The following is a 26,343-nucleotide window of genomic DNA, read 5'->3' on the forward strand; positions in this document are numbered from 1 at the left end:
GCCTGCCTGCTATCCGGCCCCGATGTTATGCATTCTAGTGAATAGCCTGTCGACCGATTATCCATTCTTTCTTCGCGCTCCCTTTTCCACTTCCCCGCCGCTATCCAGCCAAACGATGAGTTTTTCTCGATCCACCCGCCACTTCCCCCCGACCTTGGAGATACCCGGCAGTCGGTCCGTTCGACACATCGAATAAATAGTCCGATCGCTTAGCTTGAGAAGGTGGGCTACCTCTTGAACGGTCAGTAGCTCAGCCAATGTCGGCCTCCGAGTTTTCCATGATATTCCAGCCTTTACCAGGCGAGCAGCCTAAATTGTCAAGGCAAGTGGGTCAATGCGGGGAGGGCATTGAGGTTCACACACTGAGCTTTCCCCCACCCGAATTTCATCCTCCAGGGATTGACGTAGACTGACGATCAACGCTTAGAGCACACGATGCAAAAGATCCCGAAGCGGGTTTACACGCTGGAGTTTAAGGGGCGGGCGGTCAGGCAGGTGCGGTCGGGGCGCAGTATCGCCTCGGTGGCGCGCGAGATGGGCCTGGTAGAGCAGACGGTACGCAACTGGGTGCGGCGCGGCGTGGCGGGGAAGCTGGAGTCGAGCGCGGGCCAGGCGGTCACGCCCGAGGAGATGGAGCTGTCGCCGCTGCGCGCCGAGGTTGCCGAGCTTCGCGAGGAGAACACGATCCTGCGAAAAGCGACGGCGTACTTCGCGAAGGATGCGCTGTGAAGTACGCCTGGGTCGACTGGAGCGACGAGGGCTGACTCTATCTGGCCGTCGTCCTCGACAGAGGTTCCCCTGTTTTTTCGCCCCCAAGCCTCGTAGGTTGGGTCAACCGTCCGTCCACTGCCCCATCGACGAGCCAGCGATGCTCGTCGACGGTTAACCCAACACAGACGCTCAGAGCGTCGATTCGGGGGCGGCGATCAGGGCCATGCGGACGAGTTCGGCGAGTGAGCCGGCACGCATCTTTTCCATCACCCGGGCGCGGTGGGCCTCGACGGTCTTGGCGCTGACGCCGAGCGCGGCGGCGATCTCCTTGTTGGACTTGCCGTCGGTGACCATCGCCATGACCTCGTGCTCGCGCGGGGTGAGTTCGGCCAGGCGCATGGCGATCTGGGCGCGGGTGGCCTGGGAGGCGCGGTGACGCTCGTCGTAGTCGAGGGCGTTGCGGATGCTGTCGAGCAGGTCCTCGTCGTGGAAGGGCTTCTCGATGAAGTCGAAGGCGCCGGCCTTCATCGCCTTGACCGCCATGCTCACGTCGCCGTGGCCGGTGATCAGGATCACCGGCAGACGGTAGCCCTCGCGGGCGAGATAGCTCTGCAGCTCCAGCCCGCTCATCCCCGGCATGCGCACGTCGAGCAGCAGGCAGCCGGCGCGCCCCGGGTAGTGGTTGGCGAGGAAGGCGTCGGCCGATTCGAAGGTCTGTACCGACATCCCCGTGGACTCGATCAGCCACTGCAGCGAGGTGCGCATGGCCTGGTCGTCGTCGACGACGAACACGGTCGCATCATGATGCATTGCTATTCCCAACTTGCGATGGTTGCTGCGCCGTCTCCTCCGCCTCGGCGGCGGCGAGCGGCAGCGCGATGAAGAAGGTCGAACCGCGCCCGGGCATCGACTCGGCCCAGATACGGCCCTCGTGATTCTCGATGATGGTCTGGCTGATCGCCAGCCCCATCCCCATGCCGCTCTCCTTGGTGGTGACGAAGGCGTCGAACAGCTCCTCGATGCGCTCCGGGACGATGCCCGGGCCGCTGTCGCGGATCGCTACCCGCGCCTCGTCGCCTTCCTGCCAGGTGCGGATGCTCAGCTGCCGCGTGAACGCGTCGACCTCTTCGAGCGCATCGAGCGCGTTGCGCACCAGATTGAGCAGCACCTGTTCGACCTGGACCAGATCAACCCGCACCGGGATCGGCTCGGGCGCCAGCGCCAGCGCGATCGCCAGATCCAGGCGCCGGGTCTCGAACTCGACGAAGGAGCAGACCTCGCGCACCAGGTGGTTGAGATCGGCCTGGGCGCGGATCGGCGGTTGCTTGCCGACCAGGGCGCGCAGCCGGCGGATGATCTCGCTGGCGCGCTGCGCCTGGGCGGTGATCTGCCCCATGGCGCCGATCAGCGCCTCGGTCTCGCCCGCCCCGCCCTGCAGCCGCCGCGTGCAGCCGCTGGCATAGTTGACGATCGCCGCGAGCGGCTGGTTGAGTTCGTGGGCCATGCCGGTGGCCACCTCGCCCATGGTGCTGAGACGACAGACATGGACCAGCTCGGCCTGGTGCTGGCGCGACTCCTGCTCGGCGCGGCGCACCGCGGTGATGTCGCGGGCGTAGATGTTGACATAGCCGAGGTCGGCGATGGGCGCGAAGAGCAGCGAGAACAGCTGACCGGCGACCTCCAGCTCGCACTCGCGCTGCTCGGCGCCAGCGAGCGTCTGGGCGACCTCGGCGCGCCACGGCTCGGGGAGCAGGTCGCCGGGCTGCGCCGCCCAGGCGGTGAGCAGTGGACGCGAGGCGTTGTTGGCATAGACCAGCAGCCCGCTGGCGGTGACGCGCAGGATGGGGTTGGGGCTCTCGCTGGCGAAGCGCGCCAGCCCCTTGATCTCCTGCTCGGCCTGCTTGCGCTCGGTGATGTCGTGGATATAGAGGGTGTAGAAGCGCTCGGACTCGAGCACGATCGGGGCGATCGAGATCTCCACCGGCACCTGCTCGCCGTCGGCGCGGCGCGCGCGCAGCTCGCCACGCCCCTGGGGTCCGGCGTCGGGACGACGCGAGCGCTCGAGCAGCGCGCTGAAGCCCTCGCGCGCGGTCTCGGGCAGGCACTCGCGTACGAACACCAGCCCCAGCGCATGTTGACGACGGTGGCCGAGCAGGCGCTCGGCGGCGGGGTTGAACTCGATGACATGGCCGGCCTGGTCGAGGGTGACGATGGCATCGAGCGAGGCCTCCATCATCGCCGCCTTGAGCGCCTCGCTCTCGCGCATCTCGGCCTGGTGACGACGGTTCATCTCGTCGCGCGCGGCCAGCACCAGCTGACTGAAGTGCTGGATCCACTCCTCGAGCAGCACCAGCTGGTTGCCGCCATGGTAGTCGAAGCCCGGCTCGGCGATGCCGAGGGCGCGCTGGGAGAAGCGCGTCATCCGTTTGAGCACCTTGTTCAGTCGCGAGGAGACGAGATAGATCACCGCGGTGAAGACGATGATGAACACCGCTGCGGCGATCCCGCGCTGGCGCCGCTCGAAGATACTCACATGGCGCGACATCTTCTCCACCGCCGCCTGCGAGACGAAGGTCGCGAACAGCAGGTTGGAGTCGGCGCCCTCGTACTCGGGCAGAGTCTGGGAGGTGATGACATAGAGCGCGTGCCAGCGATCGAGCGTAGTGCCCGGCGGCAGACTCGCGGTATCGAGACTGGCGACGATGCGCTGGTCGTCACCGTCGACCAGCGCCACTGCGGCGCGACCGACATCGACCCCGCGCTGCGAGGCGGCGAGGAAGTCGTCGTCGACCGGCACCAGCACCACCAGATGTCCCATGTCGTAGCCCCCGGCATCGGCCACCGAGTCGCTGACGATCAGATAGAGTCGGTCGCCGAGACGGTCGATCACGGTGCGCACGTCGCGGGTGTCGAGCAGATTGGAGGGCACCTGCGCGGCAAGGCGCCGGGGCACCGGATGCTCACCGCCCTGATAGGTCTCGCGCACCCGCCCCTCGACATCGGTGAGCAGCACATGACTCGGCGGGCTGAGCGCGTCGCGCTCGAAGAAATCCGGCAACCAGTGCGGGCGGAACTCCTTGTAGAGCACCGGCGGATCGGTCGTCTCGCGTGACCAGAACAGCGGCTCCAGATACTCCGAGAGACGCTGATAGTTGGCCAGCAGCCGAGTGGTGGCGGCATAGCTCGAGAGATAGCGATCGAAGCGGATCAGGCTCTCGCGGGCACGCAGCTCGAGCTGCGCCTCCAGCTCCTGACCGAAGATCTTGTTGACCTGCCGACTCTGGATCTGCTCGAGCATCGCCCACACCACTAGCCCCGCCGTCAGCCCCACCACGATCGAGATCAGCGGCATCGGCACGCGTCGCAACAGACGGAACAAAAATGGTTTAATGACGATCCGCTTCAAGCTTGGCAACTCAACTCAACACTCAACCAACACAACCAATGGACACCATGGACTTCGATATCACCCGCGCCCAGAGCCCTTCCCTGCTGCGACGTCTCGGTGCGATCTTCTACGACAGCCTGCTGCTGGTCGGCATCCTGATGATCGTCACCGGACTCGTCGCCATCCCCTACGGCCTGATCACCGGCGGTAACTACTACGAGAACGCCATGGCGATCAACCTGCTGCGTCTGCTCATGGTGCTGGTGGTCGCCGCCTTCTTCATCTACTTCTGGACCCACGGCGGCCAGACCCTGGGGATGCGCGCCTGGCGTATCCGCGCGCTCGACGGCAACGGTGAGCCGCTGACCTTCCACTCGGCCCTGCGCCGCTTCATCTGGGCCTGCATCGGTCTGCTGCCGGGTGGCATGGGACTGCTGTGGTGTCTGTTCGACCGCAACAAGTTCGCCTGGCACGACCAGCACTCGCGCACCCGTCTGGTCCTGCTCGCCAAGCAGTGAAGCACGCCGCCGGGCACCACGCGGTGCCCGGCGGGCTCAACCGACGCGGCGCAGCAACAGCAGCGCCCCGGTCCCGAACAGCAGCGGCGGGGCCAGTGCCGCAAGCAGCGGACTCAAGCCGAAGAGCAGCGCCAGATAGGCCAGTGTCCGGCTGATCAGATAGTACAGGATGCCGATCAACACCCCGGCGAAGATCCGTCGCCCCATCCCCGTGCTGCGTGCCGAGCCGAGCAGGATCGGGATCGCCACGAAGATCATCGACAGCGTCAGTACCGGGTGCAGCACCTTGCCCCAGAAGGCAACTTCGTAGGCGCCAGCGTCCTGACCATTGACGCGCATGAAGCGAATGTACTTGTAGAGTCCCCACACCGGCAGTGCCTGGGGCTCGGCCACCACCACCTTGAGCAGCCCCGGGTCGAGCATCGAATCCCAGCGCGCCTGGGCGATACGCTCGACCACCACCCCGCCGGGCCGCACCCGGCTGCGCGCAATCCCCTGCAGCACCCAGCCATCGTCGACATAGCGCGCCCCCTCGGCATGGGTCGACACCAGGGTGCCGGCGGCAGTATCGAGCTGGAAGATCGAGATGTCACTCAGACTGGTACCGGAGCGGATCTCGCGGATGTTGACATAGGCGCCGTCGTCGACCGCCCAGAAACCGTCGGCGGTCTGCTGCGCCACCTCACCAGAGAGCGTCTCGCGTCTGAGTTCGGCGCCGCGCTGCTCGGCCAGCGGGGCGAGCACCTCGCCGAGCACCACCGCCAGCAACGCCAGCAGCAGCCCACCGAGCAGCGCCGCGCGCACGATCTGCGCCACCGACACCCCGGCGGCGCGCAGCGCCACCAGCTCCGAGCGGCTCGCCAGCGTGCCCAGACCGACCAGGGCTCCGATCAGGGTGGCGATGGGAAAGAGCTGATAGGCATAGCCGGGCAGGCTCAACAGCATGAAGGTCATGGCCCCACCGAAACCATAGCCGTCGACCCCGGCGGCCTCCATCTCGTCGGCGAGCACGAAGAACCCGAGCAGGGGCAACAGCACCCCGAGCGTCACCAGGGTGCCAACGACAACGGCGCCCCCGAGGTAGCGATCGATGATCCGCATCGCTCAGTCCCGCCCCAAACGGGCGCTGCGGAACGAGCAGGAGGTCAGGGAGCCGAGTTTCAGCACGCGCATTTCTTCCGGTAGACTCGATGCCCACATCCTAACATCCGCGCGCGCCGACCCTCACCCGATCACCTCGGCGACGCCGGACGATGCGCGTCGAACGCACACCTCTCGCGGCCCCGACACCGGCACCCGACCGGGTTGCCGACCCGTGCCGCCATTGCAGGAGCCCTAGCATGGAATTCAAGATCAAGACCGGCGACCTCGCCAAGCAGAAGACCCCCTGTCTCGTCCTCGGCGTATTCGAGAAGCACAAGCTCGGCGCCCCCGCCGAGGCCGTCGACAAGGCTTGCGACGGCAAGCTCGCCGCACTGCTGAAGAAGGGCGACATGCGCGGCGAGAGCGGCCGCACCCTGCTGCTCTACGGCCTGCCCGGCGTCGCCGCCGAGCGGGTACTGCTGGTCGGCTGCGGCAAGCGCAAGGACTTCGATCGTGCCGCTCAGCGCAAGGCCGTCACCGCCGCAGTCGACGCCCTCGCCAAGCTCAATGCCAGCGAGGCGCTGTGCGCCCTCGCCGAGCCGCTGTCACGCGAGGATGATCGCTACCTGAGGCTGCGTGACACCGTGGTCGCCGCCGCCGCGCGCGACTATCGCTACACCCACACCAAGGACGCCGACAAGCTGCCCAAGGTCGCGCTCAAGCGCCTCGCGCTGTGGATCGAGAAGAAGACCGAACAGGCCATCGCCACACAGGCCATCGCCCATGGCCGGGCGATCGGCGACGGCGTCGCGCTGGCGCGCGAACTCGGCAACCTGCCGGGCAATATCTGCACCCCGAGCTATCTCGCCGAACAGGCCGAAACGCTGGCTGCCGATCACCCCAAGCTCACCACCGAGATCCTCGACGAGGCGGCCATGGCCGAGCTGGGCATGGGCGCGCTGCTCTCGGTCTCGCGCGGCAGCCGTCAGCCAGCAAAACTGATCGTGATGCACTATCGCGGTGGTACCGAGGAGGCCAAGCCGGTGGTGCTGGTCGGCAAGGGGCTGACCTTTGACGCCGGTGGCATCTCACTCAAGCCCGCCGCGCAGATGGACGAGATGAAATATGACATGTGCGGCGGTGCGAGCGTGTTCGGCGTGCTTCAGGCCGCTTGCGCGCTGGAGTTGCCGATCAACCTCGTCGGCGTGGTACCGGCCTCGGAGAACCTGCCCGACGGCGCGGCCAACAAGCCCGGCGACATCGTCACCAGCATGTCGGGCCAGACTATCGAGATCCTCAACACCGACGCCGAGGGTCGACTGATCCTCTGCGATGCGCTCACCTACAGCAAGCGCTTCGAGCCTGAGCTGGTGGTCGACATCGCCACCCTCACCGGCGCCTGCATGATCGCGCTCGGCGCTCATGCCTCCGGGCTGTTCACCGCCGACGAGGCGCTCGCCGACGAACTACTCGCCGCCGGCGAGCGTGCCAATGATCGCGCCTGGCGGATGCCGCTGTGGGACGACTACCAGTCGCAGCTCGACAGCAACTTCGCCGACATGGGCAACGTCGGCGGGCGCGAGGGCGGGGCCATCACCGCCGCCTGCTTCCTCTCGCGCTTCACCAAGGACTACCGCTGGGCACACCTCGACATCGCCGGTACCGCCTGGCTCGGCGGCAAGCAGAAGGGCGGCACCGGTCGTCCGGTGGCGCTGCTCACCGAGCTGCTGCTGACACGCGCCGGGGTCGCGCCCCAGGCCGGCTGAACGAGACGCGCCCCGCCGGACCAGATCCGGCGGGGCGCGCACCGGGTCGGGGGGGCTCCCTCCGATCAAGACGACCGTCTCCAGCCTCGGCGCGACCAGTCGCGCGCCAGGGACTCGCGCAGGATTGCCTCGGCGTCGACCCACTCCAGTGTCTCGTTGAAAGCCTGACGCCAGCCCCTCCCGGCGTAAGAACATCTGCAGTCCGCCGCCACCGGTCCCGCCCTTGCGCATCTCCTCACGGTTCACGCGCCACCGGATCATCGAGCACATGGCTGTCGATCACCGCCCCAGCGAACGCGCCCGGTTCGCCGGCGGACGACACTGGACGATGCCGCTCACTGCCAACTCGATGACACGCTCACGGATCAACCCGATGACACGATGGTGCGCGCACGCCAGGAATCGGCCGGCGATCCAGCACCAACCGGGTGCGGCACAAAGCTCGCCCAGACCGCCAGCACCAGATGAGCAGCGGCACGATCAATAGGTCTCGCATCAGTGCTGGCCACACCACCTGATACGGCGACGCGGTCTCGGCGCGAGCGCAGGGAATGGCGTCTTCGGCCACCGTTGCGACAATCACCAGATGGCCGATCTCAGCGCGCTGGATCCCGTCGATGGTCGTGATCGCAAAGTCCCACAGCGATTTGGCCAGAGCGCTCTCCAGGCGCTCGAGAGCGGCACCGATGTCATGTTGCTGACGCGCGGTCTCGATAGCCTTGGTCCACATCGTGAACACTCTGACCGAGCAGTCCCAACGAGACTGCCAGGATCGTTACCGCCTCCAGCCCACGTATCATCGTCATCACATCCTTATTCGGTGACGCTCGAATAGCGATAGCGACGGATCAGGAGTACGCCCCGGGGCGTTCGGCACATCACCGTCGACGCGCGATCACGGTGTCGAAGGCGCGACCGAGCGATCCAGCCAATGGTACGAAACGGTGAAAGAGGCGAGCGGACACAACACGCGCGACCAGAGCGACAGACAGCCGCTGCCGATGGCCATCACCCGTATCCAGACTATTCTCTAATAGATGCATCATGGCGAGGGGGCTGGATCGGCGGAGACGGATAGACACCGCTTGACAACGGCCGAGGCGACATGACTTACGACAAGATTCCTTGCGCATGCCGAGCAGCGAGCAGCGAGCAGACAGCCGCGCGCTTCACGCGGGAACAGCGAGGACGACCCGAACCCGGCCGGACGCGATGGCGCCCCCCAAGGGCCGCACGCATCACCACACACCCAATGTCGCGAACTCAACGACCAGGACACCGCCTCACGCCCGACACAGTCTCCACCGGCGGTCGAGGAGTCCGCACACGACCTTGTACCACCCATGGGGTCGCAGACTGAGACGTTGAGCCGCATGCTCCATAAGAATTCAATAAAATTCAAATTGATATTCGTGATCTCGGTGATCACGCTGCTGCTGATGTGCGTCCTCTTCTTTCTCCAGCTCTACAACTCATTCCGGCTCGAATCAGAAATCGAACGCAGCAGCCTCAGCACCCTGCAGGATCATATCGAGCAGGAGCACGCCGCGATGGTCGACAGGTTCGAGGAGGACATCGAGCACTATCTGCAGATGATGGCCCTCACCGTCGCCCACGAACTCTACAACCTCAACCTGCTCTCGCTCCAGGACAAGACCACCAAGCTCGTCCAACACCAGGCGCTGTGCTCGATCGCGGTGGTCGACAACCTCACCCACGAGGCGATCGCCAGCGCGCGGCGCCAGGAGGTGGGCGGCTGCATGCCGCGCACCTTGGAGATCGTCTACAACGACGAGTCGATCGGTCGGCTCGAGGTCGAATACACCCTGGCCCCGATCCAGCAACTCATCGAGGAGAAGCGACGCCAGTTGCACGAGACCCGCGCGCACCTGCACCAGGACATCGCCAGCGCCACCCGCGAGAGCATCATCGTCCAGACGCTGATCTATCTGTTCGTCACCCTGATCCTGGTTCGCCTGACCGCGCGTCAGATCAATCGCAACATCATCAACCCCATCTACGCTCTGATGGACGACATGCAGCGGATGCACAGCCAGGACCCGGTCGCGCTGCAACTCAGGAGCCGTCCTCACAGTAATGACGAACTCGGCAAGCTCAGCCGCTATTTCTACGACAACATCGCCGAGCTGATCTCTCAGCTCAACCAACGCGCCAACTACGACAATCTCACCCGCCTGCTCTCGCGCCAACGCCTGATCTACGATATCGAGCACGCCGCCAGCTTCAACCTCGCGATCCTCGACATCGACCGCTTCAAGGAGGTCAACAACTTTCTCGGCATGAACGCCGGCGACGACTTCCTGCGCTCGACCGCCACCCTGCTGCGCCAGTTCTTCGCTCACCAGCCCTACGCCATCTATCGACTCAACGGCGACGAGTTCGCCATCTTCGACAGTCGGGGCGATGAGGTGGAGGAGTTCGAGATGCACATCCAGGCCTTCGTCGAGCGCTTCGGCAACAGGGAGCAGACCGTCAAGGGCGAGACCATCACCGCTTCGATCAGCGCCGGCATCGCCAGCAGCCGCCACTCCAGCCCGATCGTCGCCGCCACCACCGCCCTCAAGTACGCCAAGCTCAAGCACACCAAGGTCGCCACCTTCCAGGAGGACCTGCCCATCCTCAAGGAGTACCAGCAGAACCTGAAGACCACCCGGGTCATTCGCAAGGCGATCACCCAGGACTGGATCACCCCTCACTTCCAGCCGATCCAGGATGTCCGTACCGGCCGAGTCTGCAAGTACGAGGCACTGATGCGCATCAGCGACGCCGAGGGCACTCTCTACCTCCCCGCAGAGTTCCTCGCCGTGTCCAAGCGCTCGGGCAACTACAAAGAGCTGTCGGCGAGCATGATCCGCAAGTCGGTCGCCTGCTTCAGCGCCACCGAGCTGGCCCTGAGCATCAACCTCGCGATCGAGGACATCGAGGAGAGCGACATCCTCGACACCCTCGCAACACTGCAGCGCCAGTACAACGTCATGGACCGGCTGATCTTCGAGATCACCGAGCAGGAAGGCTTCTCCAGCCCGGAGCGGATCAAGGCCTTCATCGACCAGGTCAAGCGCCTCGGCGCACGGGTGGCGATCGACGACTTCGGCAGCGGCTACTCCAACTTCGAGACCCTGATCCATCTCGACATCGATTTCCTCAAGATCGACGGCTCGCTGATCAAGAACATCCTCACCGACCCCCATGCCGAGGTCATCGTCGAGACCATCGTCGACTTCGCTCGACGGCTCGGCATCAAGACCATCGCCGAGTTCGTCAGCGACGAGGCGATCTATCGCAAGATCGCCTCCCTCGGGGTCGATTTCGCCCAGGGTTACTACATCGGCAAGCCCGCCCCACTGATCAACCACAGGATCAACAGCCTTGATCGCCGAACGTGATTCACTAGGGTCGGATGGAACAGCTGCGGTATAATCCGCGACCATGAATCCGTTCTCGCTGCCGCACCTCTCCTCCGGCACGATCCGCAACCGTCTGTGGCGCGACCTGCTGCTGCTGGTCGCCGGCACCGTCGCGCTGCTGGTATCGATCAACATCCTGCTGATCAACGCGATCAAGCAGGATCTCGCCGGCACTCGCATCGAGTCCGCCGCCGCCCTGGTGCGCGACGAGGTCCACGGACTCCTGCTCCCGGTGCAGCAACAACTGCTGATCGTGCGCGACGGCATGGAGAGCGCGGATCTCTCCCCCAGCGACGAGGCCGCACTCAACGAACGCCTGATCCCGGTCCTGGCCCATATGCCCCAGGTCGCCGGAGCCATCGAGGCCGATGACGACGGTGCCGAGTACTTCCTCGCTCGCACCGAGACGGGCTGGCTCACACGCATTCGCGCGCCCGGTGAATCGGGCGAACTGCGCATCACCCGCTGGAGCGAGCAGCTCGAGCCGCTCGACACCCGCACCCAGCCGACCGACTACGATCCACGCAACCGCCCCTGGTTCCGCGATGCCGTCGAACATCCCGGCTCTCTGGTGTGGAGCACGCCCTACGTCTTCGCCTCGCTCGGCGTCCCCGGCACCACCGCAGCGGTGGCCCGCGAGCAGCACGGCAGCCTCCGTCTCAGCGCGCTCGACATCACCCTCGAGCAGATCGTCGACACCATCAACCGCCTCGAACTCCCACCCGGCGGCTACGGCTTCCTGTTCAACGGCAGCGGTGGCGTCTTCGTGCCCACCCCACAACAACAGACCCAGCGCACCCAGACCGACGGCTTCTTCTCCGCCCACGAACGACTCGGCGGCCCGCTCCCCTTCGACGCCGTCGCCGCCTGGAAATCGACCGAGCGCCCCGCCGAGGGACTGGTCCGCTTCCGCAGCGGCGACCACGACTGGTGGGGCGGATTCCGCCCCCTCACCCAGGACCCGAACGGCGCCTGGGTCGGGGTCGCCCTGCCGGTTTCAGCCACGCTCACCATCCTACGCAGCCGCTGGCACATCGTCGCCATGACCGCGCTGACCATCCTCGCCGCGAGCCTCACCATGGCCACGGTAGTGGTCCGTAAGTACAGCCGCCAGCTCCGCGACCTGCCCAAGCTCACTATCGATCGGCGCACCCCCCAGCACGACCTCCACGACCTCATCCGCAGTGGCGAGGGCGCGCATCTCGAATTCAAGTCGACCATGCGGATGAACCTCCACACCAAGACCCCGGGCAAGGAGATCGAGCTGGCCTGGCTCAAGGGCGTGACCGCCTTCCTCAACACCGAAGGCGGCATCCTCCTGCTCGGCGTCGCCGACGACGGCACCCTGCTCGGCTTGGACGCCGACAAGTTCGAGAACGAGGACAAGTGCCAGCTGCACTTCAAAAACCTGCTCAACCAACACCTCGGCCCCGAATACGCCCGCTACGTGCGCTTCTTCCTCCTCGACCTCGACGGCGTGCGCCTCGGCGCGGTCGAATGCGAGCGCGCCGATGCGCCGGTGTTCCTCCACGACGACAAGAAGCGCGAGCTGTTCATCATCCGCAGCGGTCCCTCCAACATTGAGCTGTCGATCAGCCGCGCGCTGAAATACATCCGCACCCGCTTCTGATCGCCGCTTACACGATCTTTCCGCAATCCCTGCACCGAGCCTGCACTCGCCGCACCTAACCTGAAGGTGTCGGAGCAACGGGCTCCACCGCCGCCCAGCGGCGCGCCCATTCCAACCAGCAGGAGCGTAGAAGATCATGAACACCCGACTCGACACCCCCCGCATCCGTGGCATCGCACTCGCCGTCGGTCTGCTCACCGCCGCGCCGATCGCACTCGCCATGCCCTTCGGTCCCGGGTACGGCTATGGCCCGGGCGACGACCTGCCGATGCCGATGGCACGCATGGCCGACCGCCTCGACCTCGACGACGCCCAGCGCGAACAGGTCCGCGTCATCCTCGACGAGGCCCGTCAGGCCCGCGAGCAGCAGCAGCTCGAGACCCGCAAGCGCATCGACGAGCTGCTCACCGACGAGCAGCGCGCCGAGCGCGACCGGCTCAGCGAGCGACGCATCGAGCGCCGCGTCGACCGACTCGACGCACGCGTCGGCCTCACCGCCGAGCAGGCCCAGGCGCTCACCGAGCTGTTCCAGCGCCAGCACCAGCAGCTCGACCTCACCCGCACCGAGCTGCGCGAGGCGGTCGCCGAGATCCTCACCGAGGAACAGCGCGCCGCCCTCGACACCCCGATGCAGCGCCGCGGCCATGGCCCGATGCGCCACCACGGCCCGATGTCCGGCGGCTACCCGATGATGCCCGGCGGTGATCCGATGATGCAGAGGGATTGCGATCGATTCTGATCGCAGACCACCGCCCCGTCCGACGCACCGCGTCCGACGGGGCGAAGATCACCAAGCTCGACCGCCGCCCGCCCCTGCCGTACTGGCGCCCGCCTCACCGACGGCTTCATTCGCCGTGCCCCTCGACGACATCGCGAGCACACCCTTGCCGAGTCGACATACACGCCCCCATGCTATGCAGCCGCCGAGCCCTCCGTGGTCTCGCCCAGTCACCACCGGCGCCCCCACCCGGCGCGTCGGACTCGACCATGGCGTCCCGTCACACCGGGGCGTCGCCGATTCAGGACACCCTAACCCCGTGAACGACACCATCCGCCTGCGCGGCGTGCGCCAGAACAATCTCAAGGATCTCGACCTCGACCTGCCGCTCGGCGAGCTGACGGTGGTGACCGGGGTCTCGGGCTCGGGCAAGTCGTCGCTGGCCTTCGACACCGTCTATGCCGAGGGTCAGCGCCGCTATGTCGAGACCTTCTCGCCCTATGCGCGTCAGTTCCTCGACCGCATGGACCGCCCCGCCGCCGAGCGCATCGAGGGCATCCCGCCGGCGATCGCCATCGATCAGACCAACCCGGTACGCACCTCGCGCTCGACCGTCGGCACCATGACCGAGTTCAACGACCACTTGAAGCTGTTGTTCGCCCGCGCCGCGCAGCTGTTCTGTCACGGCTGTGGTCGGGCGGTGCGACGCGATCGCCCCGAGGACATCTGGGAGGCCCTGCTCGCCAGCCATCGCGACGCCCGCGCGCTGATCTGCTTCGAGGTCGAGGTGCCCGAATCACTGGGGTTGGAGCAGGTGCGGGCGATGCTCGCCCAGCAGGGCTATGTACGGCTGTTGGAGGAGACCGACACCCGCATCACCGTGATCCAGGACCGGCTGCGGATCGCCCCCGAGCAGCGCGCGCGTGCGCTGGAGGCGCTGGAGACGGCGTTGGAGAAGGGCCACGGCCGGGTGCGGGTCCACCCGCTCGATGCAGCGCGCGCGCCCGGTCCGGCGCTGCGCTTCTCCGCCGAGCTGCACTGCCCCGACTGCGACATCCGCTATCGCGAGCCGAGCCCGGGGCTGTTCTCCTTCAACTCGCCGGTGGGGGCCTGCCCAAGCTGTCGGGGCTTCGGGCGCACCATCGGCATCGACTGGGACCAGGTCGTCCCCGATCCCGCCAAGACCCTGCTCGGCGGCGCCATCAAACCGATCCAGAGCGACAGCTATGCCGAGGTCCAGGACGACCTGCTGCGTTTCGCCCACGCCCGCGGCCTCCCCACCGACATCCCCTGGTCGGCGCTCACCGCAGCCGACCGCGACTGGGTGATCGACGGCGAGGGCGAGTGGGAGGACGGCGTGTGGTACGGGCTGCGCCGCTTCTTCGCCTGGCTGGAGGGACGCAGCTACAAGATGCACGTGCGGGTGCTGCTCTCGCGCTATCGCGCCTATGCGCCCTGCAGCCAGTGCAACGGGGCCAGACTCGAAGACGAGGCGCTCGACTGGCGACTCGGCGACGCCGAACTCGCCGCGCGCACCCTGCCCGTCGTGGCGCGCTTCCGTCACGACCGCGTCACCATGGACGCGCAACGCTGGGCGGCGCTGCCGGGGCTCGCGCTGCACGACCTGATGTGTCTGCCGCTGGCGCGACTGCGCGACTTCTGCGACGCGCTCACCCTCGATGCCGGACTCGATCAGGCGCTCGACCAACTGCTCGGTGAGATCCGCGCGCGGCTGCGCTATCTGTGCGCGGTCGGGCTCGGCTATCTCACCCTCGATCGGCAGTCGCGCACCCTCTCCGGCGGCGAGGTACAGCGCATCAATCTCACCACCGCGCTCGGCACCTCGCTGGTCAACACCCTGTTCGTGCTCGACGAGCCGAGCATCGGCCTGCACCCGCGCGACATGGCGCGGCTGGTCGCGGTGCTGCAGCGGCTGCGCGCGGGCGGCAACTCGCTGCTGGTGGTCGAGCACGACCCCCAGGTGATGCTCGCCGCCGATCGTATCGTCGACATCGGCCCGGGGCCTGGCGAGCACGGCGGCGAGGTGGTGTTCTCGGGCAGCCCGCAGGCACTGCTCGCGGCCCCCGACTCGCTCACCGGCGCCTATCTCGCCGGGCGCCGCCGCGTCGCCCCGGAGCGCGCGGCGCGCCCGGTCGACGAGGCCACCCGCTGGCTGCGCCTGCGCGGCGCGCGCGCGCACAATCTCAAGGGGGTCGACGTCGACATCCCGCTCGACCGGCTGGTGGTGCTCACCGGGGTCTCGGGCTCGGGCAAGTCGACCCTGCTCCATGAGGTGCTCTATCGCGCGCTGTGCCAGCGCAAGGGTCACCCCGACGGCACGCCGGGGGCGTTCGAGAGCCTCGAGGGCGATGACGCGATCGGCGACGTCAGCCTGCTCGATCAGTCGAGCATCGGGCGCAGCTCACGCTCCAACCCGGCGAGCTATGTCGGCGCCTTCGACGTGCTGCGCAAGCGCTTCGCCCGCGCCCCGCTGGCCGCCGCGCGCGGCTACACCGCCGGCACCTTCAGCTTCAACAGCGGCGACGGGCGCTGCCCGGGCTGCGGCGGCACCGGCTTCGAGCACGTCGAGATGCAGTTCCTCGCCGACGTCTATCTGCGCTGCCCGGACTGCGACGGGCGTCGTTATCGCGACGAGGTGTTGGAGGTGCGCCTGCCCGGCGCCGATCCCGAGGCGCGCCCGCGCTCGATCGCCGAGGTGCTGGAGATGACCGCCACCGAGGCGCTCGCCTTCTTCGCCGGCGATGCCGAGGTCGCCCGCGCCCTGGCCCCGCTGCAGGCCGTCGGGCTGGGCTATCTGCGACTCGGCCAGCCGGTGCCGACGCTCTCCGGCGGCGAGGCGCAGCGACTCAAGCTCGCCGCCCACCTGGGCAAGCGCGCGCGCCGGCGCAAGGACGCGCCAGGGCTGCTGTTCCTGCTCGACGAGCCGACCACCGGGCTGCACTTCGCCGACATCGCGGTACTGCTCGAGGCCTTCGAGCGGCTGATCGAGCAGGGTCACTCGCTGCTGGTGATCGAGCACAACCTCGATGTGATCGGCGCCGCCGACTGGCTCATCGACCTCGGTCCCGAGGGCGGCGAGGACGGCGGCGAGCTGGTCTGCTGCGGCACGCCCCGGCAGGTCGCCGAACACCCCGGCAGCTACACTGGGCAGGCACTGCGCGAGAGCTGGGACACGCCCCAGGCGGTCGCCGAGAGCGGCGCCGACGCTCGGGCCGTGACCGCGCCTGCGGCGATCGAGATCTGTCACGCCCGCGAGCACAACCTCAAGGACCTCACCCTGTCGATCCCGCGCGACCGGCTCACGGTCATCACCGGGGTCTCGGGCAGCGGCAAGAGCACCCTGGCCTTCGACATCCTCTTCGCCGAGGGCCAGCGACGTTATCTGGAGTCGCTCAACGCCTATGCCCGCCAGTTCGTGCAACCGGCCGCGCGCGCCGAGGTCGACGCCATCCACGGCATCCCGCCGACCGTGGCGATCGAGCAGCGCACCAGTCGCGGCGGGGCCAAGAGCACCGTCGGCACCCTCACCGAGATCCATCACTATCTGCGCCTGCTCTATGTCCGCCTCGGGGTGCAGCACTGTCCCGACTGCGGGGTGACGATCGAGCCGATGTCGGCGGCAGCGATCCTCGCCCGCATCCTCCGCGAGCACCGTGGCGAGCGGGTGGAGTTGCTGGCCCCGCTGGTGAGCGCGCGCAAGGGCATCTACAAGGAGCTGGCGGCCTGGGCCGCGGGCAAGGGCTGGCAGCGGCTGCGGGTCGACGGCGTGGCGCTGCCGACCGACCCCTGGCCGGTGCTCGATCGCTTCCGCGAGCACGACATCGAGCTGCCGCTCGGCGCGCTGCGGGTCGACCCGGCGCACGAGGCCGAGCTGCGCGCCGCGCTCGACCAGGCGCTCGACATCGGCAAGGGCGTGGTGCGGGTGGCGCGACTCGACGCCGCCGGCGGCTGGGGCGCCGAGCAGGTCCACTCCACCGCACGGGCCTGTCCCGACTGCGGGCGTGCCTTCGCCGAGCCCGACCCCCGACTGTTTAGCTACAACTCGCGTCACGGCTGGTGCCCGAGCTGTCTCGGCAGCGGCCGGCTGATCGCCGGGCTCGACGACAGCCACAGCGGCGAGGAGGCGCAGTGGCAGGAGGGCGAGATCGGCGCGGCCGCGGTCTGTCCGGCCTGCGAGGGCGCGCGACTCAACCCGGTGGCGCGCGCGGTGCGCTTCCACGACCAGTCGATCGACGGGCTCTCGGCGCTGAGCGTCGAGCAAGCGGCGGCCTGGCTCGAAGACCTGGTGCTCGATGCCCGCGAGCAGGCGATCGCCGGCAATCTCATCCATGAGGTGCGCGACCGGCTCGCCTTCCTCGCCGAGGTCGGGCTCGGCTATCTCGGGCTCGACCGTGCCGCGCCCAGCCTCTCCGGCGGCGAGGCCCAGCGCATCCGTCTGGCCGCGCAGCTCGGCTCCAACCTGCAGGGGGTGTGCTACGTGCTCGACGAGCCGACCATCGGTCTGCACCCGCGCGACAATGCCCTGCTGCTCGCCAGCCTCGAGCGGCTGGAGGCCAAGGGCAACACCATCGTGGTGGTCGAGCACGACGAGGAGACCATCCGCCGCGCCGGTCATGTCATCGACCTCGGCCCCGGCGCCGGGGTGCGCGGCGGTCGGGTGATCGCCGAGGGCGACGCCGCGGCGCTGATCGCCAACCCCGACTCGCTCACCGGGCGCTACCTCGCCCGCGCCCACGGTCGCGACCGGCCAGCGCGCCCCGCCCCCGGCGAGCGCCAGCGGCTGCGCATCGAGGGCGCGCACCGCAACAATCTCCGCGACCTCGACGTCGAGCTGCCGCTGGGACGGCTGGTGGCAGTCACCGGGGTCTCGGGCTCGGGCAAGTCGACCCTGGTGCGCGAGGTGCTCGGCGCCACCCTCGGCAACCTGCTCGGCGCCGATCGACCAACGCGCGCGCGCAAACGCGACCTGATCGGTTGTCGCGCGATCCACGGCTGGCAGGCGCTCACCCGGGCACTGGAGGTCGACCAGACCCCGATCGGGCGCACCCCGCGCTCCTGCCCGGCGACCTATGTCGGCATCTGGGATCGGGTGCGGCGACTGTTCGCCGCCACCCAGGAGGCGCGCATCCGCGGCTGGAACGCGGCGCGCTTCTCCTTCAACACCGCCGGTGGGCGTTGCGGCGCCTGCGACGGCCAGGGGGTACAGCGCATCGAGATGAGCTTCCTGCCCGATGTGCGCATCCCCTGCGAGCAGTGCGACGGCAGCCGCTTCGACCGCGAGACGCGCGCGGTGCGCTATCTCGGGCTCGACATCGGCGAGACCCTGGCGCTGAGCGTCGATGAGGCCGTCGAGCACTTCGCCGCCCACCCGGCGATCCATCACCCGCTGACCCTGCTGCAGGACGTCGGGCTCGGCTATCTCACCCTCGGCCAGCCGAGTCCGACGCTCTCCGGCGGCGAGGCGCAGCGGCTCAAGCTGGTGACCGAACTGGCGCGCGCGCGTCCCGGCGCCGATGGGCTGACCGACCGCCCCACCCTCTATCTGCTCGACGAGCCGACGGTGGGGCTGCACATGGCCGATGTCGAACGTCTGCTCGGGGTGCTGCAACGGCTGGTCGACGCCGGGCACAGCGTGGTGGTGATCGAGCACAACCTCGACCTGATCGCCGCCGCCGACTGGGTGCTCGACCTCGGCCCCGAGGGCGGCACGGCCGGCGGCCGACTGGTCGCCGCCGGGACGCCGGAGACCATCGCCGCGCACCCCGAGCTGCCGACCGGCGCGGCGCTGCAGGCACACCTGGACTGAGTCAGACCGTCAATCACATTGAGTGTGCGAGGGAACTCCCCGACTGCGATCCGTCAAACCCTGCGCGACGCAAAGCTGGCACACTGCCCAGCCCGCAGCTGCCAAGACATCAAGGAGATATCGCCCGATGAAGACATTGATCCAGTGGTCCCTCGTCCCCGCCCTGCTCATCGCCGCCGGCGCACACGCCGAGACCGCGCCCGACCCGCGCATGGCCGAGGCCAAGACGCTCATCCAGCAGTTCGCCAAGACCCTGCAGGGCGAACTCAAGCAGGCCATCGAGGCCGGTGGTCCGGTACGCGCGATCGAGGTCTGCGAAGAGCGCGCACCGGTGATCGCCGACGAGCTGAGCACGCAGAGCGGCTGGTCGGTCGGGCGTACCAGCCTCGGGGTGCGCAATGCCACGCACAACACCCCGGACGACTGGGAGCGCGAGGTGCTCGACCAGTTCGAGGAGCAGCGCGCCGCCGGCGAGCCGGTGGCCGGTCTCGCCCATGCCGAGGTGGTCGAGGACGAGGACGGACGTCGCTTCCGCTTCATGAAGGCGATCCCCACCGCCGAGGTCTGTCTCGCCTGTCACGGCGATCACCTCACCCCCGAGGTGGCAGCCGCCCTGGACGAGCGTTATCCTGAGGACAACGCGCGCGGCTACCGCGCCGGCGACATCCGGGGTGCCTTCACCCTGGCCAAGCCACTCTGATACCTATCGCGCCCGGCGCCCGTGCGCCGGGCGCACGCAGGTGCGAGCCCATGGCCGACGAACGCTTCGATCTCAGCTATACCGGCGCCATCGCCCCCGACGCCGATCCCGCCCAGGTGCGCGAGCGGCTCTGCGCCGTGTTCAAGCTCGCCGGCGCCGGCTGCGAGCGACTGTTCAGCGGCAAGCGCGTGGTGGTCAAACGTGGCGTCGACGCCACCACCGTCGCCCAGTACCGCCAGGTCTTCACCCAGGCCGGCGCGGTGCTGGAGGTGACCCCGAGCGAGCGCGCCGCCCCCGCCCCGCAACCGGTACGCCCCGCGCCCGATGGCCCGGTGGAGGATCCGACGGGTTCCCCCGAGACGCTCGCCCGGATCGATGCCGAGGCGCTGGCACTGGCCCCACAGGACGGCTTCCTCGAACCCTCGCGCACGGTTAAGATGCCCGCCATCGACACCAGCCACCTGAGCCTGGTACAAGGCGCCGATTGGACCCTGGCCGATTGCGAGCCGCCGCCGACGCCGATCCCGACGCCCGACATCGATCATCTCGCGCTGGTCGACATCGAGCCCGAAGAACAACGACAGGAACGCAGCGACTGACCCCTCCATGACCATCGACTTCGAGCATCTCGTCATCGGCGCCGGCATCAGCGGACTCGGCGCCGCGCACTTCTCCGCACGTCGCGGCCACTCCACCCTGGTGCTGGAGGCGCGCGATCGCGTCGGCGGCTGCATCAACAGCCAGGCCTTCGAGGACCAGGACGGTTTCTGGGTCGAGTCGGGCGGACATACCTGCTTCAACAGCTACGGCAACCTGCTCACCATCCTCGACGATCTGGGGCTGACCGCGCTGATCCAGCCCAAGCTCAAGGTCGGCTATGCGCTGTGGCAGGACGGCAAGCGTCGCCCGATCCGTTCGGCGCTGCACCTCGGCGAGGCGATCCGCTCGCTGCCGCGGATGTTCCGCGAGCCCAAGGCCGGACGCAGCGTCGCCGACTACTACAGCGCCATCCTCGGCCGGCGCAACTACGACGACCTGTTGCGTCACGCCTTCCAGGCGGTGATCTGCCAGCCCGCCGACGACTACCCGGCCGAGGCGCTGTTCCGCCGCAAGCCGCGGCGCAAGGAGGTGATCAAGGCCTTCACCTTCCCGAGCGGGCTCTCGACCATCCCCCAGGCGATCGCCGATCAGCCGAGGATCGAGGTGCGCACCGGCCAGGAGGTCGAGCGCATCGCGCGTACCGACGCGGGCTTCCGGGTCCACCTCGCCGATGGCGAGAGCATCGGCGCCGCCCGGCTCACCCTGGCGGTGCCGCCGCCGGTGGCCGCCGCGCTGATGCCCGAGGGCTTCGAGCAGGCGCGCGCGGCGATCGACGGCATCGGCATGGCCGAGATCGAGACCCTGGTACTGGTGTTCCGCGCCGCCGAGGTCGACATCAAGCCGATGGCCGGGCTGATCGCGATCGAGGACGCCTTCTACTCCTCGGTCTCGCGCGACTTCCTCCCCGATCCCGAGCTGCGCGGCTTCGCCTTCCACTTCCGTCCCGGCGCACTCGACGCCGAGGCACAGATCGCGCGCGCCTGCGCCACCCTCGACCTGCGCCCCGATCAGGTGCTCGACCAGGCGCGGGTGCACAACCGTCTGCCGGCGCTGCGCGCCGGTCACGCCGAGCGGGTCGCCGCGCTCGACGCCGCACTCGCCGGGACGCCGCTGGCGGTCACCGGCAACTGGTTCCTCGGTGTCTCGATCGAGGATGCACTCACCCGCAGCCGCAGCGAACACGACCGTCTGTTCGGAGCCCGATGACCACCCCCCCGTTCGCACAAGGAGCCGACCGCATGCGCAAGCTGCTGGCCACCATCGTCCTGCTCATCCTGAGCGCCCCGCTCGCGGCCGAGGTCATCGGCAGCGTCTCGACCAAGTTCAAGATCCTCGGACCCAACGACAAGATCGTCGTCGAGGCCTTCGAGGACGAGGACATCCCCGGTGTCGTCTGCTATATCAGCCGTGCCAAGACCGGCGGGGTCTCCGGCGCGGTCGGGGTCGCCGAGGACACCTCGGATGCCTCGATCGAGTGCACCCAGGTCGGCCCGATCACGCTGCCCGACGCGGTGCGCGACGGCAAGCGCGACGGCGAGGAGGTGTTCAAGAAGCGTACCTCGCTGCTGTTCAAAAGCCTGCAGGTGGTGCGCTTCTACGACGCGCCGCGTCACGCCCTGGTCTATCTGAGCTACAGCGACAAGATCATCGAGGGCTCACCGAAGAACAGCATCTCGGCCGTCGCCATCCAGCCCTGGCCGACCCAGGCGCACTGACCCGATCATGACCAACCTCGCCTATCGCCTGCTCCCGCTGTTGCTGCCGTTGGCGCTGCTGCGCCCGCTCCCCGCACTCGCCGACAACGCCTTCGTCACCGACGCCGAGGCGCCGACGCCCTCGAGCGTGCGCGAGGGCACGCGCTGGCAGGAACGCGCCACCCCGCCGCCGCCCTGGCCCGAGGAGTCCGACCTGATCGAGTTCGAGCTCGATCGGCCGCACGCCGGTTTCCGCTATTTCATCGACGGTCGTCACTTGCAGATCGGCGACGACGGCGTGGTGCGCTATACCCTGGTCGCCCAGGCACCGAGCGGCGCTCGCAACCTCTCCTTCGAGGGGCTGCGCTGCACCCCGCGCGGCACCTACAAGAGCTACGCCTACGGTGCCGCCGGACGCTTCGTGCTGCTCGACGACCCGCAGTGGCTGCCGATCGACGACCACGACCACGAGCGCTTTCGCAAGGCGCTGTGGCGTCATCACTTCTGCGTCCCGCGCGGCTTCGCCCCGCGTCCCCGCAAGGACATGATCCGCTCGCTGCAGGGCCGGATCGCGCCCCTGCAGAACAGCGGCTTCCTCACCGACTGAAGGCGCGCGGACCGCGCGCCGGTCGCCACCGCGCTGGAAGCGGTGTGCGGCAGTCGCCATATCCGACCCTATGTTGCACAGGATTCACAGGTCCCCCGATGTCGAACCCCCTGCTTGAAACCCAGACCCTGCCGGCCTTCTCCCGGATCGGCCCGGAGCACGTCGAGCCCGCGCTCGATGCCCAGCTCACCGCGTGCCGCGCGCTGATCGAGCGGCTCACCCGCGAGGTCGCGGTGCCGACCTGGGAGAACTTCATCGAGCCGCTGGAGGAGAGCGAGGACCGGCTCGGCCGGGTCTGGTCGCCGGTCAGCCATCTCAACAGCGTGCTCAACAGCGAGGCGCTGCGCACCGCCTACAACGCCTGTCTGCCCAAGCTCAGTGACTACGGCACCGAGGTCGGGCAGAACGAGGCGCTGTTCCGCGCCTATCGCGCGGTGGCCACTCAGGAGCATCTCGACGCCGATCAGCGCCGGGTGCTCGACAACGCGCTGCGCGACTTCCATCTCTCCGGCGTCGACCTGCCGGCCGAGAAGAAGGCCCGCTACAAGGAGATCAGCCAGTCGCTGAGTGCGCTCACCAGCAAGTTCGCCGAGAACGTGCTTGACGCCACCAACGCCTGGGAGCTGCACCTGGAGGACGAGTCGCGCCTCGCCGGGCTGCCCGAGTCGGCGCACGCGCTGCTGCGCCAGAACGCCGAGCAGCGCGAGCTGCCGGGCTGGCTGCTGACCCTGCACATGCCGAGCTACCTGCCGGTGATGACCTATGCCGACGACCGCGAGCTGCGCGCTGAGTGCTATCGCGCCTTCGCCACCCGCGCCTCGGACCAGGGCCCGCACGCCGGCGAGTGGGACAACAGCGAGATCATGGAGCAGATCCTCGCGCTGCGTCACGAACAGGCCCAGCTGCTCGGCTTCGCCAACTATGCCGAGCGCTCGCTGGCGACCAAGATGGCGCGCACCCCGGAAGAGGTGATCGGCTTCCTCGGCGATCTCGCCGAGCGCTCGCTGCCGCAGGCGCAGCGCGAGCTCGACGAGCTGACCGCCTTCGCCCGCGAACACCACGGTGTCGACCAGCTCGAACCCTGGGACGTCGGCTACTACGCCGAGAAGCTGCGCCAGCACCGCTACCAGATCAGCGACGAGGAGCTGCGTCCCTACTTCCCGCTCTCGCGCGTGCTCGACGGACTGTTCGGTGTCGCCGAGCGGCTCTTCGGGGTGCGCTTCCAGGAGGTCGAGGCGTTCGACACCTATCACCCCGACGTGCGCTTCTTCGAGATTCGCGACGCCGAGCACGGCGCGCTGCGCGGTCAGTTCTATCTCGACCCCTTCGCCCGGGCGCACAAGCGCGGCGGGGCCTGGATGGACACCTGCAGCGATCGCATGCACAGCGCCACCCGCGACCAGATCCCGGTGGCCTATCTGGTGTGCAACTTCGCCCCGCCGGTCGGCGCGCGCCCGGCGCTGCTCACCCACGACGAGGTCGAGACCCTGTTCCACGAGTTCGGCCACGGCCTGCACCACCTGCTGACCAAGGTCGACTATCCGGCGGTGGCCGGGATCAACGGGGTGCCCTGGGACGCCGTCGAGCTGCCCAGTCAGTTCCTCGAGAACTGGTGCTGGGAGCGTGAGTCGCTGGACCTGTTCGCGCGCCACTGGGAGACCGACGAGCCGCTGCCCGAGACCCTCTACCAGCGCATGCGCGCGGCCAAGCACTTCCAGTCGGCGATGCAGATGGTGCGTCAGCTCGAGTTCGCGCTGTTCGACTTCCGCATCCATCTCGAATACGACCCGGCACGCGGCGGGCGCATCCAGGAGATCCTGCAGTCGGTGCGCGATCAGGTCGCGGTGATCCACCCGCCGGCCTTCCACCGCTTCGCCCACGGCTTCTCGCACATCTTCGCCGGGGGCTATGCCGCCGGTTACTACAGCTATAAATGGGCCGAGGTGCTCTCGGCCGACGCCTTCTCGCTGTTCGAGGAGCGCGGGGTGTTCGACCCCGCCACCGGGCGCGCCTTCCGCGAGCACATCCTCGAGCGCGGCGGCGCCGAGGACGCGATGACGCTGTTCGTGCGCTTCCGCGGGCGCGAGCCCGACACCGAGGCGCTGCTGCGTCAGTCCGGGATCGCGGCATGAAGTACCGCGACCTGCGCGACTTCATCGCCCAGCTCGAGGAGCGCGGCGAGCTGGTGCGGGTGCGCGAGCCGGTCGACCCGCACCTGGAAGTGACCGAGATCTGCGACCGCACCCTGCGCGGCGGCGGCCCGGCACTGCTGTTCGAGCGCCCCAAGGGCTCGGAGATCCCGCTGCTCGGCAACCTCTTCGGCACCCCGTGCCGGGTGGCGCTGGGGATGGGCGAGGACTCGGTCGAGGCGCTGCGCGAGGTCGGTCGGCTGCTCGCCTTCCTCAAGGAGCCGGACCCGCCGAAGGGGATGAAGCAGGCCTGGGAGAGCCTGCCGATCTTCAAGAAGGTGCTCGACATGGCCCCCAAGGTGCGGCGCAACCCGCCCTGCCAGGAGCACCGGCTCGGCGGTGAGGCGGTCGACCTCGGACGACTGCCGATCCAGCACTGCTGGCCGGGCGACGCCGCGCGACTGATCACCTGGGGACTGGTGATCACCCGCGGCCCGGAGAAGCCGCGCCAGAACCTCGGCATCTATCGCATGCAGGTGCTCGATCGCAACCGGGTGATCATGCGCTGGCTGGCGCACCGCGGCGGCGCACTCGACTATCGCGACTGGCAGCGCGCCCACCCCGGCAAGCCCTTCCCGGTGGCCGTCGCGCTCGGCGCCGACCCGGCGACCATCCTCGGCGCCGTCACCCCGGTGCCCGATACCCTCTCGGAGTATGCCTTCGCCGGGCTGTTGCGCGGCAGCCGCACCGAGCTGGCGCGCTGTCAGGACTCCGACCTGCAGGTCCCGGCGAGCGCCGAGTTCGTGCTCGAGGGCCACATCCATCCCGACGACATGGCCCCGGAGGGTCCCTTCGGCGACCACACCGGCTACTACAACGAGGTCGACCGCTTCCCGGTGTTCACCATCGAGCGCATCACCCATCGCGAGCGCCCGATCTATCACAGCACCTATACCGGCCGGCCACCCGACGAGCCGGCGATCCTCGGGGTGGCGCTCAACGAGGTCTTCGTGCCCATCCTGCAGAAGCAGTTCCCGGAGATCGTCGACTTCTACCTGCCGCCCGAGGGCTGCTCCTACCGCCTCGCGGTGGTGAGCATCCGCAAGCAGTATCCGGGACACGCCAAGCGGGTGATGATGGGGGTGTGGTCCTTCCTGCGCCAGTTCATGTACACCAAGTTCGTCATCGTCGTCGACGAGGACGTCTGCACCCGCGACTGGAAGGATGTGATCTGGGCAATGACCACCCGGATGGACCCGGCGCGCGACACGGTGACGATCGAGAACACCCCGATCGACTATCTCGACTTCGCCTCGCCGGTCTCCGGACTGGGTTCGAAGATCGGCTTCGACGCGACCAACAAGTGGCAGGGCGAGACCGACCGCGAGTGGGGCGAGCCGATCCGCATGGACGAGGCGGTGCGCGAGCGGGTCGATCGCATGTGGGATCGGCTGGGCATCGAACTGCCCGAGGCGTGAGCGGCAGGATGGCGCTCGTCCTGAGCGCCCTCCCCGACGCCCACCGGCCAGCTGGCCGGTGAGCGT

Annotated in this window: 19 protein-coding genes; 14 read left to right on the forward strand and 5 right to left on the reverse strand. The window is 68.2% G+C overall.

From position 1 onward, the window contains the following. Positions 1-57: 57 nt before the first annotated feature. Complete coding sequence (locus MARPU_RS18170; RefSeq protein WP_156929274.1) at positions 58-258, reverse strand: helix-turn-helix domain-containing protein; 201 nt, start codon at positions 256-258, stop codon at positions 58-60. A gap of 177 nt (positions 259-435) precedes the next feature. On the opposite strand from MARPU_RS18170, the gene MARPU_RS12235 reads away from it, so the two are divergent. Next, entirely contained in the window at positions 436-729 is a 294-nt protein-coding gene (locus tag MARPU_RS12235) for a transposase (RefSeq protein WP_005224762.1), read from the forward strand. 171 nt (positions 730-900) lie between these two features. On the opposite strand, the gene MARPU_RS12240 is transcribed toward MARPU_RS12235, so the two are convergent. Both MARPU_RS12240 and MARPU_RS12245 read right to left on the reverse strand, forming a co-directional pair. Beyond that, positions 901-1,521, reverse strand: coding sequence for a response regulator transcription factor (locus MARPU_RS12240; RefSeq protein WP_005224761.1), 621 nt, complete (start codon positions 1,519-1,521; stop codon positions 901-903). Next, positions 1,511-4,063 carry a PAS domain-containing sensor histidine kinase gene (locus MARPU_RS12245; protein WP_051415213.1) on the reverse strand — a complete coding sequence of 851 codons (2,553 nt, stop codon included), beginning with the start codon at positions 4,061-4,063 and terminating at the stop codon, positions 1,511-1,513. The genes MARPU_RS12240 and MARPU_RS12245 overlap by 11 nt, the downstream gene beginning before the upstream one ends. A gap of 101 nt (positions 4,064-4,164) precedes the next feature. On the opposite strand from MARPU_RS12245, the gene MARPU_RS12250 reads away from it, so the two are divergent. Next, on the forward strand, positions 4,165-4,617 hold the full coding sequence (locus MARPU_RS12250) for an RDD family protein (protein ID WP_025275323.1): 453 nt from the start codon (positions 4,165-4,167) through the stop codon (positions 4,615-4,617). A gap of 36 nt (positions 4,618-4,653) precedes the next feature. On the opposite strand, the gene lptG is transcribed toward MARPU_RS12250, so the two are convergent. Continuing rightward, on the reverse strand, positions 4,654-5,718 hold the full coding sequence (lptG, locus tag MARPU_RS12255; RefSeq protein ID WP_005224758.1) for an LPS export ABC transporter permease LptG: 1,065 nt from the start codon (positions 5,716-5,718) through the stop codon (positions 4,654-4,656). A 239-nt stretch (positions 5,719-5,957) separates the two neighbouring features. On the opposite strand from lptG, the gene MARPU_RS12260 reads away from it, so the two are divergent. Further along, entirely contained in the window at positions 5,958-7,466 is a 1,509-nt protein-coding gene (locus MARPU_RS12260; RefSeq protein ID WP_005224757.1) for a leucyl aminopeptidase, read from the forward strand. Between the two features lie 358 nt (positions 7,467-7,824). Here the strand turns inward: MARPU_RS12260 and MARPU_RS12265 are convergent, their stop codons facing one another. After that, entirely contained in the window at positions 7,825-8,196 is a 372-nt protein-coding gene (locus MARPU_RS12265; RefSeq protein WP_156929275.1) for a hypothetical protein, read from the reverse strand. Between the two features lie 643 nt (positions 8,197-8,839). Here MARPU_RS12265 and MARPU_RS16800 point away from each other — a divergent pair. From MARPU_RS16800 to ubiD, 11 genes are all read left to right on the forward strand, one after another. Continuing rightward, positions 8,840-10,873 (forward strand): EAL domain-containing protein, encoded by a 2,034-nt coding sequence (locus tag MARPU_RS16800; RefSeq protein ID WP_005224756.1) that lies wholly within the window; start codon positions 8,840-8,842, stop codon positions 10,871-10,873. Positions 10,874-10,916: 43 nt separating this feature from the next. Beyond that, complete coding sequence (locus MARPU_RS12275; RefSeq protein WP_005224755.1) at positions 10,917-12,524, forward strand: RNA-binding domain-containing protein; 1,608 nt, start codon at positions 10,917-10,919, stop codon at positions 12,522-12,524. 136 nt (positions 12,525-12,660) lie between these two features. Next, entirely contained in the window at positions 12,661-13,263 is a 603-nt protein-coding gene (locus tag MARPU_RS12280; RefSeq protein WP_005224754.1) for a Spy/CpxP family protein refolding chaperone, read from the forward strand. A 298-nt stretch (positions 13,264-13,561) separates the two neighbouring features. Further along, positions 13,562-19,069 carry an excinuclease ABC subunit UvrA gene (gene uvrA / locus MARPU_RS12285; protein WP_005224753.1) on the forward strand — a complete coding sequence of 1,836 codons (5,508 nt, stop codon included), beginning with the start codon at positions 13,562-13,564 and terminating at the stop codon, positions 19,067-19,069. A gap of 127 nt (positions 19,070-19,196) precedes the next feature. After that, positions 19,197-19,769, forward strand: a complete 573-nt coding sequence (locus MARPU_RS12290) for a Tll0287-like domain-containing protein (protein ID WP_005224752.1) — start codon at positions 19,197-19,199, stop codon at positions 19,767-19,769. A 50-nt stretch (positions 19,770-19,819) separates the two neighbouring features. After that, on the forward strand, positions 19,820-20,368 hold the full coding sequence (locus MARPU_RS12295; protein WP_005224751.1) for a hypothetical protein: 549 nt from the start codon (positions 19,820-19,822) through the stop codon (positions 20,366-20,368). 7 nt (positions 20,369-20,375) lie between these two features. Next, a complete protein-coding gene (locus MARPU_RS12300; protein ID WP_005224750.1) occupies positions 20,376-21,575 on the forward strand; it encodes a protoporphyrinogen/coproporphyrinogen oxidase in 1,200 nt (399 codons plus the stop codon). Between the two features lie 32 nt (positions 21,576-21,607). Continuing rightward, positions 21,608-22,084, forward strand: coding sequence for a CreA family protein (locus MARPU_RS12305; RefSeq protein ID WP_005224749.1), 477 nt, complete (start codon positions 21,608-21,610; stop codon positions 22,082-22,084). A 7-nt stretch (positions 22,085-22,091) separates the two neighbouring features. Next, positions 22,092-22,670: a CNP1-like family protein gene (locus MARPU_RS12310; protein WP_005224748.1), complete on the forward strand. Its 579-nt coding sequence runs from the start codon at positions 22,092-22,094 to the stop codon at positions 22,668-22,670. Between the two features lie 98 nt (positions 22,671-22,768). Beyond that, complete coding sequence (gene prlC / locus MARPU_RS12315; protein ID WP_005224747.1) at positions 22,769-24,802, forward strand: oligopeptidase A; 2,034 nt, start codon at positions 22,769-22,771, stop codon at positions 24,800-24,802. Further along, entirely contained in the window at positions 24,799-26,277 is a 1,479-nt protein-coding gene (gene ubiD, locus MARPU_RS12320) for a 4-hydroxy-3-polyprenylbenzoate decarboxylase (RefSeq protein WP_005224746.1), read from the forward strand. The genes prlC and ubiD overlap by 4 nt, the downstream gene beginning before the upstream one ends. Positions 26,278-26,343: the final 66 nt, after the last annotated feature.

It is taken from the genome of Marichromatium purpuratum 984 (assembly GCF_000224005.2).
GTDB lineage: Bacteria > Pseudomonadota > Gammaproteobacteria > Chromatiales > Chromatiaceae > Marichromatium > Marichromatium purpuratum.

Coding starts and splice junctions, on each gene's coding strand:
- MARPU_RS12235 (WP_005224762.1), top strand. CDS start 436: ATGCAAAAGATCCCGAAGCGGGTTTACACGCTGGAGTTTAAGGGGCGG.
- MARPU_RS12240 (WP_005224761.1), bottom strand. CDS start 1,521: ATGCATCATGATGCGACCGTGTTCGTCGTCGACGACGACCAGGCCATG.
- MARPU_RS12245 (WP_051415213.1), bottom strand. CDS start 4,063: ATGCCGCTGATCTCGATCGTGGTGGGGCTGACGGCGGGGCTAGTGGTG.
- MARPU_RS12250 (WP_025275323.1), top strand. CDS start 4,165: ATGGACTTCGATATCACCCGCGCCCAGAGCCCTTCCCTGCTGCGACGT.
- lptG (WP_005224758.1), bottom strand. CDS start 5,718: ATGCGGATCATCGATCGCTACCTCGGGGGCGCCGTTGTCGTTGGCACC.
- MARPU_RS12260 (WP_005224757.1), top strand. CDS start 5,958: ATGGAATTCAAGATCAAGACCGGCGACCTCGCCAAGCAGAAGACCCCC.
- MARPU_RS12265 (WP_156929275.1), bottom strand. CDS start 8,196: ATGTGGACCAAGGCTATCGAGACCGCGCGTCAGCAACATGACATCGGT.
- MARPU_RS16800 (WP_005224756.1), top strand. CDS start 8,840: ATGCTCCATAAGAATTCAATAAAATTCAAATTGATATTCGTGATCTCG.
- MARPU_RS12275 (WP_005224755.1), top strand. CDS start 10,917: ATGAATCCGTTCTCGCTGCCGCACCTCTCCTCCGGCACGATCCGCAAC.
- MARPU_RS12280 (WP_005224754.1), top strand. CDS start 12,661: ATGAACACCCGACTCGACACCCCCCGCATCCGTGGCATCGCACTCGCC.
- MARPU_RS12290 (WP_005224752.1), top strand. CDS start 19,197: ATGAAGACATTGATCCAGTGGTCCCTCGTCCCCGCCCTGCTCATCGCC.
- MARPU_RS12295 (WP_005224751.1), top strand. CDS start 19,820: ATGGCCGACGAACGCTTCGATCTCAGCTATACCGGCGCCATCGCCCCC.
- MARPU_RS12300 (WP_005224750.1), top strand. CDS start 20,376: ATGACCATCGACTTCGAGCATCTCGTCATCGGCGCCGGCATCAGCGGA.
- MARPU_RS12305 (WP_005224749.1), top strand. CDS start 21,608: ATGCGCAAGCTGCTGGCCACCATCGTCCTGCTCATCCTGAGCGCCCCG.
- MARPU_RS12310 (WP_005224748.1), top strand. CDS start 22,092: ATGACCAACCTCGCCTATCGCCTGCTCCCGCTGTTGCTGCCGTTGGCG.
- prlC (WP_005224747.1), top strand. CDS start 22,769: ATGTCGAACCCCCTGCTTGAAACCCAGACCCTGCCGGCCTTCTCCCGG.
- ubiD (WP_005224746.1), top strand. CDS start 24,799: ATGAAGTACCGCGACCTGCGCGACTTCATCGCCCAGCTCGAGGAGCGC.